The organism is Embleya scabrispora, from assembly GCF_002024165.1.
GTDB lineage: Bacteria > Actinomycetota > Actinomycetes > Streptomycetales > Streptomycetaceae > Embleya > Embleya scabrispora_A.
On the sequence record NZ_MWQN01000003.1, the window covers coordinates 1 to 15,795 of the forward strand.

The window sequence follows — 15,795 nt, forward strand, 5'->3', positions numbered from 1 at the left end:
CTCCCCCGCACCGCCGTACACCGGGTACGGGCTCTACGACGCACACGAGGAGGCCCTGAAATGGTGACCCCCGGTGCGCAATCGGGCGACGACGCGAGGGGCGTCGGTGCGCAGACGACGGAACAGTCCCGGCCGGTGACCACCCGGCAGGGTTGGCAGGACTTTGTCGCCGCGGCACCACCCGCGCCACCCGAACCCGATGCCCCGCCCCGCGGCCGGGAAGAACGCCTGGCCTACCACTCCGCGTTCGTGACCATCCGCACCCCGGCCATCGACACCCTCGCGGCGAACATAAACCCGCTTGTGTTAGGCACCCGACGTCAGTCGATGGTCACTCCCGTGACAGTCGAAACGGTCATCCACATCCCGAGCAGCACACAAACACCCACACGACACCCGCACCCCACTGACGACCAACCACCGCCACCACAACGCACACTCACAGGCCACTTGGCGAACCGAGCCCGCTGGCGCCCAGGTTGGTCGGGTACGTCCACAGCAGACCTTCCACGCCCTATGCGTCCACGGCCAGCACGGACACCACGCACACCTGCGCCAGCGCCCACAAACCGAGCAACACCATGCCCTTTCCCCGCCGCGAGTATCGGTAGCCGGCGCATGAGAGCAAGACGATCGCCGTTGCGAGCAGGAGGATGGCCATGCTCGCCAGGCCGCTGACAGAAGCGGTGCAGTCCTCCACGGCGTCGGGCGCATCGCACGCATCCGTCCACGCGCCGGCGCGTACGGTCAAGGCGACGACATTCGCGGCGATCACAGCCACGACCCCCGATACGATCAGCCAGACCGGACCCCGGCCCCGAGCCGGACCCGACGACACCGCCGTCACCCCGGTCCGGCTGCTCGGCTGCGCAGCCGCTCCGCGTTCGTCGTCCATCTGTGCGCCCCGTTCCCCGGCTGTCATCGGCTGACTTCGCTACCACCGTAAGCACTGCACCGGCCTGCCACACCGGTCGCTACGTGATGTATCAGCCAGCCTATGCGCGCGTCCACCGACCGCCCCGGCTCCGGCTCCGGCTCCGGCTCCGACTCCGGCCAAGTCCACCTGCTTGCGACTCGCCCGGACCGGCCCCGCATTGCGCGCGGCCGTCGCCATGATCCGGATTCCGGCGAGCAGTGGACCGTCGCGCACGCTCGACCGCGACCTGAGCCCGATCGTGGTCTCCCCTCGCACCTGTACAACCGCCGCATCCCACAGGCACGTCGACGTACCCCTCGCGAGGTGCGCCGGGCCCAGCATGGTGAAGTGGTCGCCGGCGACCATATGGACGTCCGGAGGGGGACCGTCGACGTACTCCCAGCCGTTGCGGGGCGCTTGGACATAGAGCGCGATGGCCCGGTCCCCGCGCAGGGCTTCCGGGAATCCGTCCGCGGCCTTCAGCAGTTTCACGGGGAAGGCCGCAGGGTCGGGCCAATGGTCCACCGTGGCCGCGAGGTGCGCCTGATAGGTCTTCAGGATGGAAGAGTGGATGACCCCTTGTCCGCCTCCTTGATCTCTTCGTCCGGAGCCTGATGGCGGGCGAGCCGTCGCAGAGCGATCTTCACCGCGCAGGCGGGATCGTCGGGTTCGCCACTGGGACGGGAGCGGGCCAGGGTGTCGACCAGCTGCCGTGTGGACAGTCTCCGCGACTTGTCCCGCACCACGGAGGGAGCGGTGACGACGAGGGTGCGGATCTGGTTGACGGTCTGGGTACGGGCCTTGATCGCGCTTTTGCGGACGACCCGCAGGGCCCGGATCGCCTCGACGATCCCGTTGCGGGCCTTGGGTGTGCCCCCGGCCCGGCCGGACAGGACCGCGGTCGCAGCCCCGTGGGCGTCGATCGGGTCGGACTTGCCGTTGTCCCGCCTGGCCTTGCGGTCGGGGCGGTCCACCTCGACGACGGTGACTTCGTTCGCCGTGAGGAACCGGGCGATCTCGGCACCGTAGGCGCCCGTTCCCTCGATCCCGACGGCGAGGACCTCACCGTGCGACCGGAGCCGGTCCGGCAGCCGTTGGTAGCCCTGCGGAGTGGTCTCGAACCGATCGGTCGCCAGGTGCCGGCCGATGCCGTCGACGACCGCGGCCTGGTGGAGATCGGTGTGGGTGTCGATCCCGCCGACCACCGCTGTCTCGTCTGCCATGCCGTTGTGTGCCGCCCTTCCAACGCTCACCGGTGGGAGGGCGCGAGCCGGTCGGGCAGACGGACAAGACAGTGATGGGACCTCTGGCCAGGCTGATCGGAAAATCGATGATCAGTCGGTCAGGCGGCAGCATCCGGGCCGCCTGCGGACCGGATGTCGGGTGGGGTCGGTCAGGCGGCCGTGGGTTCGAGGGTGACCTGGTGGCCGAGGGCCTGGAGCCGGCGGACGAGGTCGCGGGTCTTGCGGGCGGGGTTGAGGTGCCGTTGGTGCCAGTCGGAGCCGAGTTCCCGGTAGGAGATGTTCGGTTCGTTGATCAGGTGCCAGGTGACGACGAGTATCGAGCGGGCGACGGCGACCAGGGCTTTGGCGTGGCCGCGGCGTTTGACGATGCGCCGGTAGCGGGCGCCGAGGAAGGTGTCGGTGCGGGCGGCGGCGTTGGCTGCCTCGCCGAGGGCGCCCTTGAGCCGGGGGTTGCCCTGCCCGGCCGGGCCTGCGGTGTTCCTCGCGCCGGACTGGATCGTGCGGGGACACAACTTCGCCCACGAGACGAGGTGTTCGGGGGTGGGGAAGCGGCTCATGTCCGCGCCGATCCCGGCGAGGATGATCTGCGCGGTAGCCGGGCCGATGCCGGGAACGGCGTCCGGCTTCTCGGCCGGGGCGCGGGCGCTCACGCCGCCGACGGACGGGTCTGCTGCCGGGCTGTCGTCGTGCGGGGTGGTGATCTCTTCCGGCGTGTGGGCGATGAGCCGGTCGAGTTCGCGGATCTGTGCGGTGAGGTGGTCGACGGTGCCCGGCAACACCCGCAGCAGCCGGGCGTGGTGGTCCTCGAACTGCCCGGTCAGGCCCTCGACGAGGGCCGGCTTCTTCTTGACCGGGCTGCCCTTCGCAAGGCCGGCGAGGGCGCGCGGGTTGCGTTCGCCGGCGACCATCGCGTCGAGCATGGCTCGCCCGGACATGCCGAACAGATCCGAGACGACGCCGGACAGCTTGATCTGCGCGTCCTGGAGGGCCTTGTCCACCCGGTGCCTGTGACGGGTGCGTTCCCGGGCGAACACGGCGCGGGTGCGGGTGGGATCCCGCAACTGCCGGACGGCCTTCGGCGGGACGAACGAGGCCCGGACCATGCCGCGTTCGGCAAGTTTGGCCGGCCGGACCGCGTCCAGCTTGTCGGTCTTGGGACGATCGGGGACGTTCTTCACGTCGCGCGCGTTGACGAGCCGGCAGTCCAGACCCCGGGTCTCCGGCACGTAGAAGAACGGCCGCCGGTACGAGCCCGTCGCTTCCATGACGACGCGCTCGACGCCCTGGCAGACAAGCCGGTCGCCGAGTTCCGGGATCGCGTTGGTGGTCGAGGCGACCGTCCAGACCCGTTGAACGCGTCGGCCCTCGATGGGGTCGTGCGGGACGCGCAGGCAGACCATCCCGGACGCCTCGGCGATGTCGATCACCGCCACCCGCGCGACCGTCCCGTCGTCGTGATCTTCCCTCGACTCCTCCATGACGTGCCCCCTGTCGTGCCGGCCGGGAGAGGCTGCCCGGGGAACCAGAGGGGAACGGAGAAGCTGATCGGCGTGCTCGAGGCGACAGTGCGCAGCCCCTCGGACGGCTCCCTCACCAGACTCCTATGCGGGCTCGCAACCCGAACATCAAGCGGCATCGGCGGACATCCCCTGTAGCGATTTCCACGCTTGTGAGGCGTCATCCGCAGGTGAACGGTCGACTCCTCCTATGAAGTCACGGAAGCCCGACCGGCCACGCGCCAGACGGCGTCGCCCGGCAAGCCGACGATTCATCGCCCGGAGGTCCGACTCTCCGCCTCACGGTCAGGCGTTGGCGCCCGCGTCCACCGTGATCGCGGCGCCGGTGATGCGGTGGCCGCCGGGGCCCGCGAGGTGTGCCACCGTCGCCGCGATGTCGTCGGGGTGCAGAAACCGTCCCAGGGCGGTGAGTTCGCGTTGGAGGTTCGCGTCGGCGGCGTCGGCCGGGTTCATGTCGGTGTCGGTCGAGCCGGGGTGTACGACGTTCACGGTGATGCCGCGCGGTCCCAGGTCCCGGGCAAGGCCGCGGGTCAGGCCGGCGAGCGCCGCCTTGCTCATCGCGTACAGCGTGACTCCCGCGAACGGCACGCGTTCGGCGAGCGTGCTGCCGATGCCGATGATGCGCCCGCTCCCGTCCGGCAGGTGGCGCGCCGCCGCCTGCGAGGCCAGGAACACCGCGCGTACGTGCACCGCGATCGTGTGGTCCACCTCCGCCGTCGTGACCTCCTCGATCGGGCCGTTGGGGAAGACACCCGCGTTGTTGACCAGGATGTCCAGCCGCCCGAACTCCTGCGCCGTACGGTCGACCGCCGCCACCACCGCCCTCGGATCGGCGGCGTCCGCGCGCAGTGCCAGCGCGCGGCGGCCGAGTGCCTCGACGTCGGCCGCGACCTTGCCCACCTGCTCCTCGCCAGCGGCGCTGACGTACGTGAAAGCGACGTCCGCGCCGTCGCGCGCGAGCCTGCGGACGATCGCCGCGCCGATTCCCCGGCTGCCGCCGGTGACCAGGGCCGTCTTGCCGGTCAGCGCGCCGCCGACGGGGTCGGTCGTGCCGGTCGCGGTGGCGGTGGCGTGGGTTTCGGCCATCGTGGCCCCTTCGCACGGTGCGGGCCGCGCAGGCCGAATGGCGTGGCGGCGACTGCTGCCGCGGCGTGTGCCGACCTGCGCCGCGACTACTTCTATATCGATCGACACAGAACATTTCCATGGGGCCTTCGATCACGTCAAGCGATATATTGAAGGAACGACACAGAATTCCCGGAGGAGGGACCAAGGCATGCCGAGAGCCGGCCGCCCCCGGAGTTTCGACCGCGACGCCGCACTCGGACACGCCATGCGCGTCTTCTGGGAACGTGGGTACGAGGCCACCTCCATGGGGGACCTCACCACCGCGATGGGCATCGGTTCACCCAGCCTGTACGCCGCCTTCGGCTCGAAGGAGCAGCTCTTCCGCGAGGCCGTCGCGCTCTACGAGGCCACTCTCGGCGCCGCCGTCGACCGCGCGCTCACCCGGGAGCCCACCGCCCGCGCCGCCGTCGCCGCGATCCTTCGCGCCAACACCCGCGTCGCGGACGCCGACGGACCCGCCGGCTGCATGATCGTGGTCGCCGCCACCAACTGCACCGACGCCAACGCCCCCGTACGCGATCTCCTCTTCACCCGGCGCGACGAGGGGCTGCGCGACCTGCGGCTGCGCCTGGATCGCGGGGTGCGGGACGGCGACCTGCCGCCCGACACCGACACCGAGGCCGTCGCCGCGTACTACACCGCCGTGAACCAGGGCCTGTCCATCCGCGCCCGGGACGGCGCCTCGCACGCCGAACTCACCCGCACCGCCGACCTGGCCATGGCGACGTGGGACGTCGTCACCGCAGCAAGGCCGTCCGGTGGGCCGCCCGCCGACGATCCGGCTCGACACGCCGGCGTGTGACACGACATCGGCATCGAGTCCCGGACGCGGTCGACGTGCCGGCCGCGTCGGACGCGGGTGGCGTGGCTTCAGCCGCGCAGGTAGGCCAGGACGGGCCGGGACCCGGCGGTGATCGTCGGGCGCCGGGGGGTGCCTCCATGTCTTTCGTCAAGCGTGGGCGGGCCACTCGGCGACCTGATGCCAGGACTCTCGGTCCGCCATCGCACAAGCCGTGCGTGGCGCCAGCGCACCGCACGCGCCTCGGTCTTGCCCAGAGCTCCGACGCTCGCGGGGAACAAACGGTGAGGTCACCGTGCGGCAGGCTCGCACTACGAAGGCCAACGTTCGACGCACGACGACGAGTTTCGTGGTACCCGGAGGGCGCCGGGCGCTGCCGGTCTTTCAATAGGCATCGCTGTGCCGAATAGGGTTCGGAGTCATCCCGGCACCCGCCGACCACCACGCGGCGCGTCTCGGACTTCGTACGCACTGCATTAGACAGTCGCGCAGGCCGGTCGCCGCGGTGGACATGTCGGCGCGGTGCCGGGAGCGGCACCGGGTGTCGGCCCGCCGCCTTCGGCCGGGGTGGCCCGGACCGCCGCGCGATGGAACCGCGAGGGTCCACGCCGGCCGACGGCCCCTGACGTTGTCGGGGTCTGGCTACGGGAGAGATCTCTGGCCCCATCTGAGGGTGAGTTTTGGCCCCAGGGTGGGTGGCGAAGGGTGGTTCCGGTGAGTTTTGGCCCCACCCGTGGGCTGTGATGGGAGCATCGAAGTGCCCTGATCGATAGGGGGCTTGGATGGGTCCGAAGAGCAAGGTCGAGTTGTACGCGGCGATCCGTCGGGACTCCCGGACGGAGGGGTTGTCGGTGCGCGCGTTGGCGCGCAAGTACGGGGTCCACCGTCGCACGGTGCGTGAGGCGCTTGTGTCTGCTTGGCCGGCGCCGCGCAAGAAGATGCCTCCGCGCAGGTCGCGGCTGGATGGGTTCAAGCCCGCCATCGATGCCATGCTGCGGGCTGACTTGGCCGCGCCGCGCAAGCAGCGCCACACGGTGAAGCGGATCTACGATCGGCTCATCGCGGAGCACGAGATGGAGGGCATCTCCTACTCCACGGTCTGCGATTACGTGCAGTGGCGCCGCCCTGAGATCCGCATCTCCGCAGGTCACGATCCCGCTCAGGTGTTCGTCCGTCAGTCGCATCGGCCCGGGGTGGAGGCCGAGGTCGACTTCGGCGACGTGTGGGTGAAACTCCAGGGCCAGACCCGCTCGTGCTACCTGTTCACCTTCCGCATGTCGTATTCGGGGAAGGCGGTGCACCGGGTCTTCGCGTCCTGCGGCCAGGAAGCGTTCTTCGAAGGGCACGCCCATGCGCTCGCGGTGCTCGGCGGGGTGCCGACGGGGCAGGTCCGCTACGACAATCTGCGGTCGGCGGTGTCGCGGGTGCTCGGGTTCCGCGACCGCCGCGAGGCCGAGCGGTGGGTGGCGTTCCGCTGGCACTACGGCATCGACGCGTTCTACTGCCGGCCCGGCATCGAGGGCGCCCACGAGAAGGGCGGGGTGGAGGGCGAGGTCGGCCGGTTCCGGAGGAACCGCCTGGTCCCCGTCCCCGAGGTCGACTCCCTCGCGGAGTTGAACGCGCTGATCGATCGGTGGGATGAGGAGGACGACGACCGCCGCATCGGCGCTCGGCCGCACACCGTCGGCGAGTACTTCGCCACCGAGCGGCCGTTGCTGCGTCCGTTGCCGGAGGAAGTCTTCGAGACCGGCCGGATGTTCACCCCGCGGGTGGACGCTACGGGCAGATCACGGTGCGGCAGAACCACTACTCGGTCCCGGTCCGCCTGGTGGGGCGCCAGGTCCGGGTGCTGCTGCATGCATCCGAGCTGGTGGTGTTCGAGGGCCGCACCGAAGTCGCCCGGCACGAGCGGTTGATCGGTCGCAACGAGTGCCGCCTCGAACTGGACCACTATCTGGAGGCCCTGCCGCGCAAGCCGGGCGCGCTGCCCGGAGCAACCGCGCTCGACCAGGCCCGCGCCGCCGGGCGCTTCACGCCGGTCCACGACGCCTGGTGGGCCGCGGTCCGGAAGGCGCACGGCGATTCCATCGGCACCCGCGAGCTGATCAAGGTCCTGCTGCAGCACCGCACCATGGCGCACGAGCACGTGGTCGCCGGGATCGCTGCCGCACTCAACGCCGGCGCGATGACCGCCGACATCGTCGCGGTCGAGGCCCGCAAAGCGGCCCAGGCCGACGCTGGCACCGCCGACGACACGGCTGCGGCCGTCGAGCCGGACCGGGCGCAGGTCACCTCGCTGACCCGGCGCCGCCTCGCGAACCTGCCCGTCGACAACCGACCGCTGCCGTCGGTGGACGCCTACGACGCCCTCCTGCGGCTTCGCCCCCGCCGTTCCGCAAGCCAGGGAGAACCACCGTGACCGTCCAACGCCACCGCGGCCTGAACGAACAGGCCGCCGACGCAGCCGTCGACACCGCCTGCCGGGTCCTGCGGCTGCCCACCATCCGGGCCCAGTTCCCCGCTGCCGCGGACGCCGCCGACCGCGAGCAGATGACCTACCGCGGCTTCCTGGCCGAACTGCTGATGGCCGAATGCGAGGAACGAGACCGGCGCCGCTCTGAACGGCGCATCCGCGCCGCCGGGTTCCCACGGCAGAAGTGGGTCAAGGACTTCGACTTCGACGCCAACCCCAACATCGAGCCGGCCGTCGTCCACGGCCTGGCGACCTGCGAGTGGATCCGCAAAGGGCAGCCGCTCTGCCTCATCGGCGACTCCGGGACCGGCAAGTCCCACCTGCTGATCGCGCTCGGCACCGAGGCCGCGATGGCCGGCTTCCGCGTCCGCTACGTCCTGGCCGCCAAGCTCGTCAACGAACTCGTCGAGGCCGCCGACGACAAGCAGCTGACCAAGACCATCGCCCGCTACGGCCGCGTCGACCTGCTCTGCATCGACGAACTCGGATACATGGAACTCGACCGCCGCGGCGCCGAACTGCTCTTCCAAGTCCTGACCGAACGCGAGGAGAAGAACAGCGTCGCCATCGCCTCCAACGAGAGCTTCGGCGGCTGGACCAAGACGTTCACCGACCCTCGGCTCTGCGCGGCCATCGTCGACCGCCTCACCTTCGGCAGCAACATCATCGAGACTGGCACCGACTCCTACCGCCTTGCCCAGACCCGAGCCCAACACGGGAACACGGGCTGACCTCGGGCGCGTCAGCGCCGGTCACACCGTTCAGCGATCGCGGATGCGCCACCACCACCAGCGTCCCGCCGTCCACATCACCGCCGGTCCCGGATCCGGCAGCGTCCGGCGTTCGAACTCCGTGTCGATCCGGGCAACCAGACGCCCCAGATCCTTGCGCGCACCCTCGGGAAGACGCCGCAGGACCTTCTCAAGGTCGTCGCGCGCGTCCTCGACCTCCAGCCCGGGCGAGTACACATACGGCGCATTGAGATAGCGGCCCGGTTGTCGAAACGTCCGTTCGAACCGGTCGAGCGCGTTGAAGACCGCGTTCGGGTAGTCCTCGGCGCGGCGGATCGCAGCCCGGGTCCGCGCGGAAACACCCCGAATCCGGAACACTTTCACACCCTTGCTTGGCCGCCATCGCTCCTCGCGGACGGCCTTCGGCGGCCTACGCGGCATCGCCCTTTCGCATCGAAATCACGGCCTCATCATGCCACGCCCCACCCTGACAAGGTGGGGCCAAAACTCATTCCCGATCAAGGACGCTGGAGCCCACAAGTGGGTCCAAATCTCGCTCCCAACCGGGGCCAAAACTCACGCTTGAGGCCACTCGGGACGGTGCGCTATCTGGGCACGTTCCTGGAGAACCCGGAGGACGTGCCCGACGCCGTGGTGGACTACGTCGCCGAACAACTCGGCGTCCCGACGACCGCGTTCGCCGGGTACGGCGCGATGGAACACCGCTGGGACCATCAGGACCGGATCCGCGAGGCGTACGGATACACCAAGTTCGAGTTCGACCAGTGGTTCGCCCTGGCCCGATGGATGTACCAGCGGGCGTGGATCGCCTCCGAACGCCCGACCCTGATCTTCGACCTGGCCACCAAACGCCTCCTGGAGGACCGCGTCCTGCTGCCCCGGGTCACCACCCTGGAACGCCTGGTCTCGGGCACGCGCGAACGCGCCGAGAGGCGCCTGTGGGCGACGCTCGCGGCGGCGCCCACCGCGGAACAGGGCGCCCGGCTCGGCGAGTTGGTTGTTGTCCCGAGCAGACGACGCGTCTCGGAGCTGGACCGGTTGCGGCGCTCGCCGCGCGACATCTCCCCGCGCGGGGTGGTCAAGGCCCTGGAACGCTACGACACGCTCCGCACGTTCGGCGGCCCGACCTGGGACCTGACCGCCATCCCGCCGGGCCGCGTGCAGGCCCTGGTGCGGTTCGCCAGGGCCGCCCGCGCGCAGGCCGTCTCCGATCTGGGCGGGCACCGCCGGCTCGCCACCCTGGTGGCGTTCGCTGCGGTGATGCCGCAGGTCGCCGCCGACGAGGCGATCGAGGTCTTCGACCTGGTCATGGGCGACGTCATCCGCAGCTCCGCCGCCAGGATGCAACGCAAACGCCTGCGCTCGCTCAAGGACCTGGACGCCGCCGCCTTGTTGTTGCGGCAGGCGTGGCTCGCGGTGGCCGACGTCGCCGCCGACCCCGACGGCGACATTCGCGCGATGCTCGACCCCCTGGACGTCGCCCCGTTCCACGTCGCCGCCGAGACCGTCAAGGAACTCGCGCAGGAACCCGACGACGGCTTCGAACAGATGCTGGAAGCCCGCTACAACACCGTCGCCCGCTTCCTGCCCGCATTCCTCGAACACCTCGACTTCCACAGCGGCCCCGACGGCACCCCCGTCCTGGAGGCCGTCACCTTCGTCAAGACCCTCAAAGGCCGCCGCCGCCCGATCGAGGGCTGGGAGACCCCGATGCGATTCCTCTCGCAGGGCTGGCTCCGCCGGGTGTTCCCGCCCAGGCCCGCGCCCGTGGGCATCGCCGACAAACGCGCCTACGTCGTCGCCACCACCGAGGCCCTGCGCACCGCGCTGCACCGCCACGAGATCTACGTCCCCGGCCTGATCAAGTGGGGCGATCCCAACGCCCGCCTGCTGGGCGAGGCCGCGTGGAAGGCAGCCCGGCCCCGGGTCTGCGAGGAACTCGACCTCGACCCCGACCCGAACATCGCCCTCGCCGGCTGGATCGACCGCCTCGACCGCTCCCACCGCGAACTCGTCACCGGTCTGGCGGCCAACCCCGCCGTACGGATCGAACCCCAGAGCGGGGGACGCGACCGCATCGTCCTCACCGGCCTGGACCGCCTCGAAGTCCCCGCCTCACTCGACGAACTCAACAAGCAGATCGACGCCCGACTGCCCACCGTCGACCTGCCCGAGATGGTCCTGGAGGTCAACTCCTGGGTCCCGTACCTGAGCGACTTCACCCACGTGTCCGAGGGCGAGTCCCGCATGGAGGACCTGGAGCTGTCCATGGCCGCCGTGCTGACGTCGGAGGCCACCAATGTCGGGATCCGGGGTCGAGTAGTAGGCGTACAGCCATTGGCGGTGAGAACGATCTTGGTCGGCTAGCACAGGGTTCATATGTTCGCCGGGCTTCGGCGAATGATCCGACGAGCGGCCGACCGCGGGGCTACGTTCCGCTGGTGCCCGTGGAATTCTTGACTGACGAACAGGCCGAGGCGTTCGAGCAGCCGTCCCGACCCGAGCTTGAGCGGTTCTTCTTCCTGGACGACGTCGACCGGGATCTGATCGCGCTCCGACGTACGTCGTCGCATCAACTCGGCTTCGCGATCCAGATGTGCACCGTTCGCTACATCGGGTTGTTTCGGATGGACGATCCGCTCGGGGTGCCGTGGTCGGTGGTGGAGTACCTGGCCGGGCAGCTCGGGATCGAGGACGCCTCGGTGGTGAAGCGGTACGTCGAGCGGCCGAAGACGGCGTACGAACACGCGTGGGAGATCCGCGACGCGTACGGCTACCACGCGTACGAGGATCACGCGTGGGGGCGGAGGTTCCGGGGGTTCCTGCATGGGCGGGCGTGGACGCAGGCCGAGGGCCCGGTCGCGTTGTTCGACCAGGCGGTGGCGTGGCTGCGGCGCAACCGGGTGCTGCTGCCGGGGGTGAGCGTGTTGGCCCGGCAGGTGGCGGAGGTGCGGGAGGTCGCGGAGGCGCGGTTGTACGCGACGGTGGCCAAGGCCGCGCGGCGCGCGGACCCCGACCTGCCCGCCGACCTGGTGGCCACCCTCGCGGTGCCGGAGGGGAAGCGGTTCTCGGAGCTGGAGCGCCTGCGCAGGCCGCCGACCCGGACGACGGGGCCAGCGATGGTGCGGGCGCTGGAACGGGTCGACGAGATCTCGGCGTTCAAGTTGGGCCGGTTGCGGCTGTCGCGGGTGCCGCCGAACCGGCTGGCGTCTTTGGCCCGGTACGGGTTCGCGAGCAAGGCCCAGACCTTGGAGCGTGCGAGCGAGCCCCGCCGCACGGCGATGGTGACCGCGGTGATGCGCCATCTGGAGGCGGTGGCGATCGACGACGCGCTCGACCTGTTCGCGGTGTTGATGGCGACGCGGTTGATCAGCCCGGCCCGGCGGGCCTCGGACAAGGAACGCTTGGCGATGCTCCCGCACCTGGAGAAGGCCGCGCGCACCCTGGCGAAGGCGGCGAAGGTGCTGGTGGAGCAACTGGAGTTGGTGGACGAGGCCGGCGCGGATCTGGACCCGGGCGCCTTGTGGGCCGCGGTCGAGGAACGCGCGGCGCCGCGCGCGGTGGTCGCGCAGGCGTTGGAGGCGATCGAGCGGCTGGTGCCGGAGGACGACGGGTCGGCCGAGGCCGCGATGCGCGCCTCGCTGGCTGGCCGGTACAACACGGTGCGCCCGTTCCTGTCGCTGCTGGGCGAGTCGCAGGCGTTGGGCGCCGCGACCGGCGGGAGGAGGGTGTTGGCGGCGGTGCGGTGCCTGCCCGCGCTGTCGCGGCGCAAGGTGAAGGCGAAGCCGCTGTTGCCGAGGGAGATCGACGACAGGCTCGTGCCGCCGGTCTGGCGGCGCGCGGTGTACGCGAACGCGGCCCTGGGGCAGGGGGCGGTGGACCGGGACGCCTACGCGGTGTGCGTGCTCGAACAGCTCTACCGGGCCCTGCACCGCCGCGACGTCTTCGCAGCCCCCTCGCACCGCTGGTCCGACCCGCGCGCCCGACTGCTGGACGGCAAGGAATGGGAAGCGGTCCGTGAGGACGTCCTGACGGGGTTAAGCCTGGACGAGCCGGTCGAGGTCCACCTGCGCGGCAAGGTCGGCGTCCTGGACGCGGCCTGGCGGCAGATGGCCGCGCGCATGGCCGAGGCCGGCGAAGCGGCCAAGGTGAGCGTCGTGGTGCCGCCGAACGGGCGGGCGAAGCTGAACGTGGAGAAGCTCGGGGCGCTCGGCGAACCGGCGTCGCTGTCCTGGCTGCGCAGGACGGTGGAGGGAATGCTGCCGCGGATCGACCTGCCGGACCTGTTGTTCGAGGTGCACGCCTGGACCGGGTTCCTGGACGCGTTCACGTACCCGGGCGAGGGCCGCACACGCATGGAGGACCTGACGACGTCGATGGTCGCCCTGCTGGTCGCCGAGGCATGCAACATCGGCCGCACCCCGGTGATCGACCCGAACCGTCCGGCCCTGACCCGTAGTCGACTCGCGCACGTCGCGCAGTTCTACCTGCGTCCCGACACCCTCGCGGCGGCCAACGCCGCCCTGATCCTCGCGCAGTCGAAGGTGCCGATCGTCGGCTCCTGGGGCGGCGGGCTGCTCGCGTCGGTGGACGGCCTGCGGTTCGTCGTCCCGGTCCGGAGCGTCAACACCGGGCCGTCACCAGAATATTACGGATACAAAAGGGGCATCACGTGGTTGAACGCGGTCAATGACCAGGTGGTCGGGATCGGAGCGATGGTCGTACCGGGCACCCCGCGCGACAGCCTGTTCATCCTGGACACCCTGTTGAACCTGGACGGCGGCGTCAAGCCGGAGATGGTGGCGACCGATCATGCCTCGTACAGCGACATGGTGTTCGGGGTCTTCGAGATGCTGGGCTTCCGTTTCAGCCCGCGCTTTCGCGACCTGACGGACCAACGCTTCTGGCGCGCGGAGATGCCCGGCGAGCCGATCGAGGGCGACTACGGGCCGCTTGCGGCCATCGCCCGCAACAGGGTCGACATGAAGCGGATCGTCACCTGGTGGCCCGACATGCAACGCGTGGCCGGCTCGCTGGTGACCAACCAGGTCCGTGCGTACGACCTGCTGCGGATGTTCGGCCGCGAGGGCCGGCCCACCCCGCTGGGGCAGGCGTTCGCCGAGTACGGGCGGGTCGCCAAGACCGTGCACCTGCTCGCGGTGGTCGATCCCGTCGACGACACCTACCGGCGGCGGATGAACCGCCAGCTCACGGTGCAGGAGTTGCGGCACAACCTCGCACGGGTGATCTGCCACGGCAAACGCGGGCAGATCCTCCGGGCGTACCGCGAGGGTCAGGAGAACCAACTCGCAGCCCTGGGCCTGGTCCTGAACGCGGTGGTGCTGTGGAACACCCGCTATCTGGACGCGGCGGTCGCGCGACTGCGCGAGGGGGGCCACGAGATCCGGGACGAGGATGTCGCCGAACTGCACCGGCAGGGCGCGGAGACCGCCGAACGCGACGTCGCCGGACTCGGGCACGAGGTTCGCGAGGAGGACGTGGCCCGGCTGTCCCCGCTCAAACACAAGCACCTGAACGTCCTGGGGAAGTACGCGTTCGCCGCCTCCCAGCCCGTGGGCGGGCTGCGGCCCCTGCGCGATCCCGACGCCGGCCTCGACGAACCGGAGGACCCGGACGACGAATAGGGACGAGTAGGGACGGTAGGGGAACGGCAGGGACAGAGGCGGCGTCGGGGATCGCGGCCACATCGGGAGTCGGCAACGGCGGCCGAGTGGTCGTCCGGGCGACGAACCCAAGCCGCGTGCTACGGCCGCGGCGCGCCCTCGACACCCGGCGCGGTCTCCGGAAGTGCCCGGCACGAATCGGGTTCGGCCTGGGCGAACGGACCGCACGGGCACGGGGGTTCTGATAGTCAGGTGGATCACACGCGGTGCCCGGGAGACGATTCTGCGACACGGGCCGGTTCGGGGCTCCGCGACAGGGCGACACGAGGTGTCCCGGCCCGAGGGCCGGGGTGAGGGGGAGCACGATGGGCGATGCCGAGGGTTTCGACGGCCTGGTGGATCTGGCGGACGCGATCACGTTGTTGCGGGAGCAGATCGCCGAGGCGCAGAGCAGGATCGCGGCGCCGGGTGCGGACAAGGGTGTGCGGTTGACGGTGGAGGAGATCACCCTGCAACTCGGTCTGGAATTGACCGAGGCCAAGGGCGTCACCGGCGGGTTGCGGTGGAGCGTGATCAGCCTGGGCGGCAAGAAGGACACCGGCCGCAGGACCACCCACACCGTCACGATGAAGCTGGCCTCGCACGGGCCCGACGGCCGCCGCACCCCGGTCCGCGACGTCGAGTGACGCACGCTCTCGTGCATGGGGCGGGTCGCGGGTGTGGGCGGGGGACCTTGGGGGGTTCGTGGTGGAGTTCGACCGGCGGGTGCAGGTCAGGGTCCGGCTCGCGGATCCGGACGTCGGGGGGCGGGGGTTCGGATCGGGGTATCTCCTAGCGCCGCGGCTGGTGTTGACGGCCGCGCACGTCCTGGATGGCATGGCCGCACTGGGCCGTCCCGACACGGTGACCGTATCCCGCCCCAACGCGGGCGAACGCGAGTTCCCCGCCACCGTGGTGTGGCGGCGCAAGGACGCACTCGTGGACGCCGCGCTTGTCGAGATCGTCGACATCGACGACGAACACCCGTGGCCGAACCCGGAGTCCGTCGGTAATCTCCCCGCCCGCCCACCGCAGCGGTTCGGCCACCTGATCGGCACCCGCCCCCACCCGGTCACCCTCGCGGGCTTCCCCCGCATGCAGAAGGACCCGGACGACGGCGCCCGCCTGGACGAACAGGTCACCGGCCGCGTCCCCCGGGCACCGGTTCCCTGGCCCACCGCTACGAGATCCTGAGCAACGACCCCCTCCCCGACATCCAGCCCGCGCCGAGCGACGATCCCCGGGCCGCGGCCGGCAGTCCGTGGTCGGGGGTCTCGGGGTCGGCGGTCCTGACCGACGACGG

11 protein-coding genes and 1 pseudogene are annotated in these 15,795 nt (G+C 70.6%); 7 read left to right on the top strand and 5 right to left on the bottom strand.

Annotation, left to right across the window (positions count from 1 at the left end):
* Window positions 1-514: 514 nt before the first annotated feature.
* The 4 genes from B4N89_RS35845 to B4N89_RS35860 all read right to left on the bottom strand — a co-directional run bounded on the left by B4N89_RS35845 (window position 515) and on the right by B4N89_RS35860 (window position 4,763).
* A complete protein-coding gene (locus B4N89_RS35845) occupies window positions 515-895 on the bottom strand; it encodes a hypothetical protein (RefSeq protein WP_078980771.1) in 381 nt (126 codons plus the stop codon).
* 575 nt (window positions 896-1,470) lie between these two features.
* Window positions 1,471-2,139 carry an IS110 family transposase gene (locus tag B4N89_RS35850; RefSeq protein WP_235619130.1) on the bottom strand — a complete coding sequence of 223 codons (669 nt, stop codon included), beginning with the start codon at window positions 2,137-2,139 and terminating at the stop codon, window positions 1,471-1,473.
* A gap of 170 nt (window positions 2,140-2,309) precedes the next feature.
* Window positions 2,310-3,638: an IS110 family transposase gene (locus B4N89_RS35855; RefSeq protein WP_078980772.1), complete on the bottom strand. Its 1,329-nt coding sequence runs from the start codon at window positions 3,636-3,638 to the stop codon at window positions 2,310-2,312.
* A 324-nt stretch (window positions 3,639-3,962) separates the two neighbouring features.
* Window positions 3,963-4,763, bottom strand: coding sequence for an SDR family NAD(P)-dependent oxidoreductase (locus tag B4N89_RS35860; protein WP_078980773.1), 801 nt, complete (start codon window positions 4,761-4,763; stop codon window positions 3,963-3,965).
* A 190-nt stretch (window positions 4,764-4,953) separates the two neighbouring features.
* Here B4N89_RS35860 and B4N89_RS35865 point away from each other — a divergent pair, with 190 nt between their 5' ends.
* From B4N89_RS35865 to istB, 3 genes and pseudogenes are all read left to right on the top strand, one after another.
* Window positions 4,954-5,607 (top strand): TetR/AcrR family transcriptional regulator, encoded by a 654-nt coding sequence (locus B4N89_RS35865; RefSeq protein ID WP_078980774.1) that lies wholly within the window; start codon window positions 4,954-4,956, stop codon window positions 5,605-5,607.
* Window positions 5,608-6,386: 779 nt separating this feature from the next.
* Window positions 6,387-8,023 (top strand): annotated as a pseudogene (istA, locus tag B4N89_RS35870) (IS21 family transposase).
* Window positions 8,020-8,808 (top strand): IS21-like element helper ATPase IstB, encoded by a 789-nt coding sequence (istB, locus tag B4N89_RS35875; protein ID WP_078980775.1) that lies wholly within the window; start codon window positions 8,020-8,022, stop codon window positions 8,806-8,808. The pseudogene istA and the gene istB overlap by 4 nt, the downstream one beginning before the upstream one ends.
* 30 nt (window positions 8,809-8,838) lie before the next feature.
* Here the strand turns inward: istB and B4N89_RS35880 are convergent, their stop codons facing one another.
* Window positions 8,839-9,186 carry a hypothetical protein gene (locus tag B4N89_RS35880; protein WP_078981524.1) on the bottom strand — a complete coding sequence of 116 codons (348 nt, stop codon included), beginning with the start codon at window positions 9,184-9,186 and terminating at the stop codon, window positions 8,839-8,841.
* A 204-nt stretch (window positions 9,187-9,390) separates the two neighbouring features.
* Here B4N89_RS35880 and B4N89_RS35885 point away from each other — a divergent pair, with 204 nt between their 5' ends.
* The 4 genes from B4N89_RS35885 to B4N89_RS35900 all read left to right on the top strand — a co-directional run bounded on the left by B4N89_RS35885 (window position 9,391) and on the right by B4N89_RS35900 (window position 15,686).
* Window positions 9,391-11,196 (top strand): DUF4158 domain-containing protein, encoded by a 1,806-nt coding sequence (locus tag B4N89_RS35885; RefSeq protein ID WP_161500930.1) that lies wholly within the window; start codon window positions 9,391-9,393, stop codon window positions 11,194-11,196.
* A 74-nt stretch (window positions 11,197-11,270) separates the two neighbouring features.
* On the top strand, window positions 11,271-14,474 hold the full coding sequence (locus B4N89_RS35890; RefSeq protein ID WP_078980777.1) for a Tn3 family transposase: 3,204 nt from the start codon (window positions 11,271-11,273) through the stop codon (window positions 14,472-14,474).
* Window positions 14,475-14,818: 344 nt separating this feature from the next.
* A complete protein-coding gene (locus B4N89_RS35895; RefSeq protein WP_078980778.1) occupies window positions 14,819-15,139 on the top strand; it encodes a trypco2 family protein in 321 nt (106 codons plus the stop codon).
* A gap of 58 nt (window positions 15,140-15,197) precedes the next feature.
* Complete coding sequence (locus tag B4N89_RS35900; RefSeq protein WP_161500931.1) at window positions 15,198-15,686, top strand: trypsin-like peptidase domain-containing protein; 489 nt, start codon at window positions 15,198-15,200, stop codon at window positions 15,684-15,686.
* Window positions 15,687-15,795 lie beyond the last annotated feature (109 nt).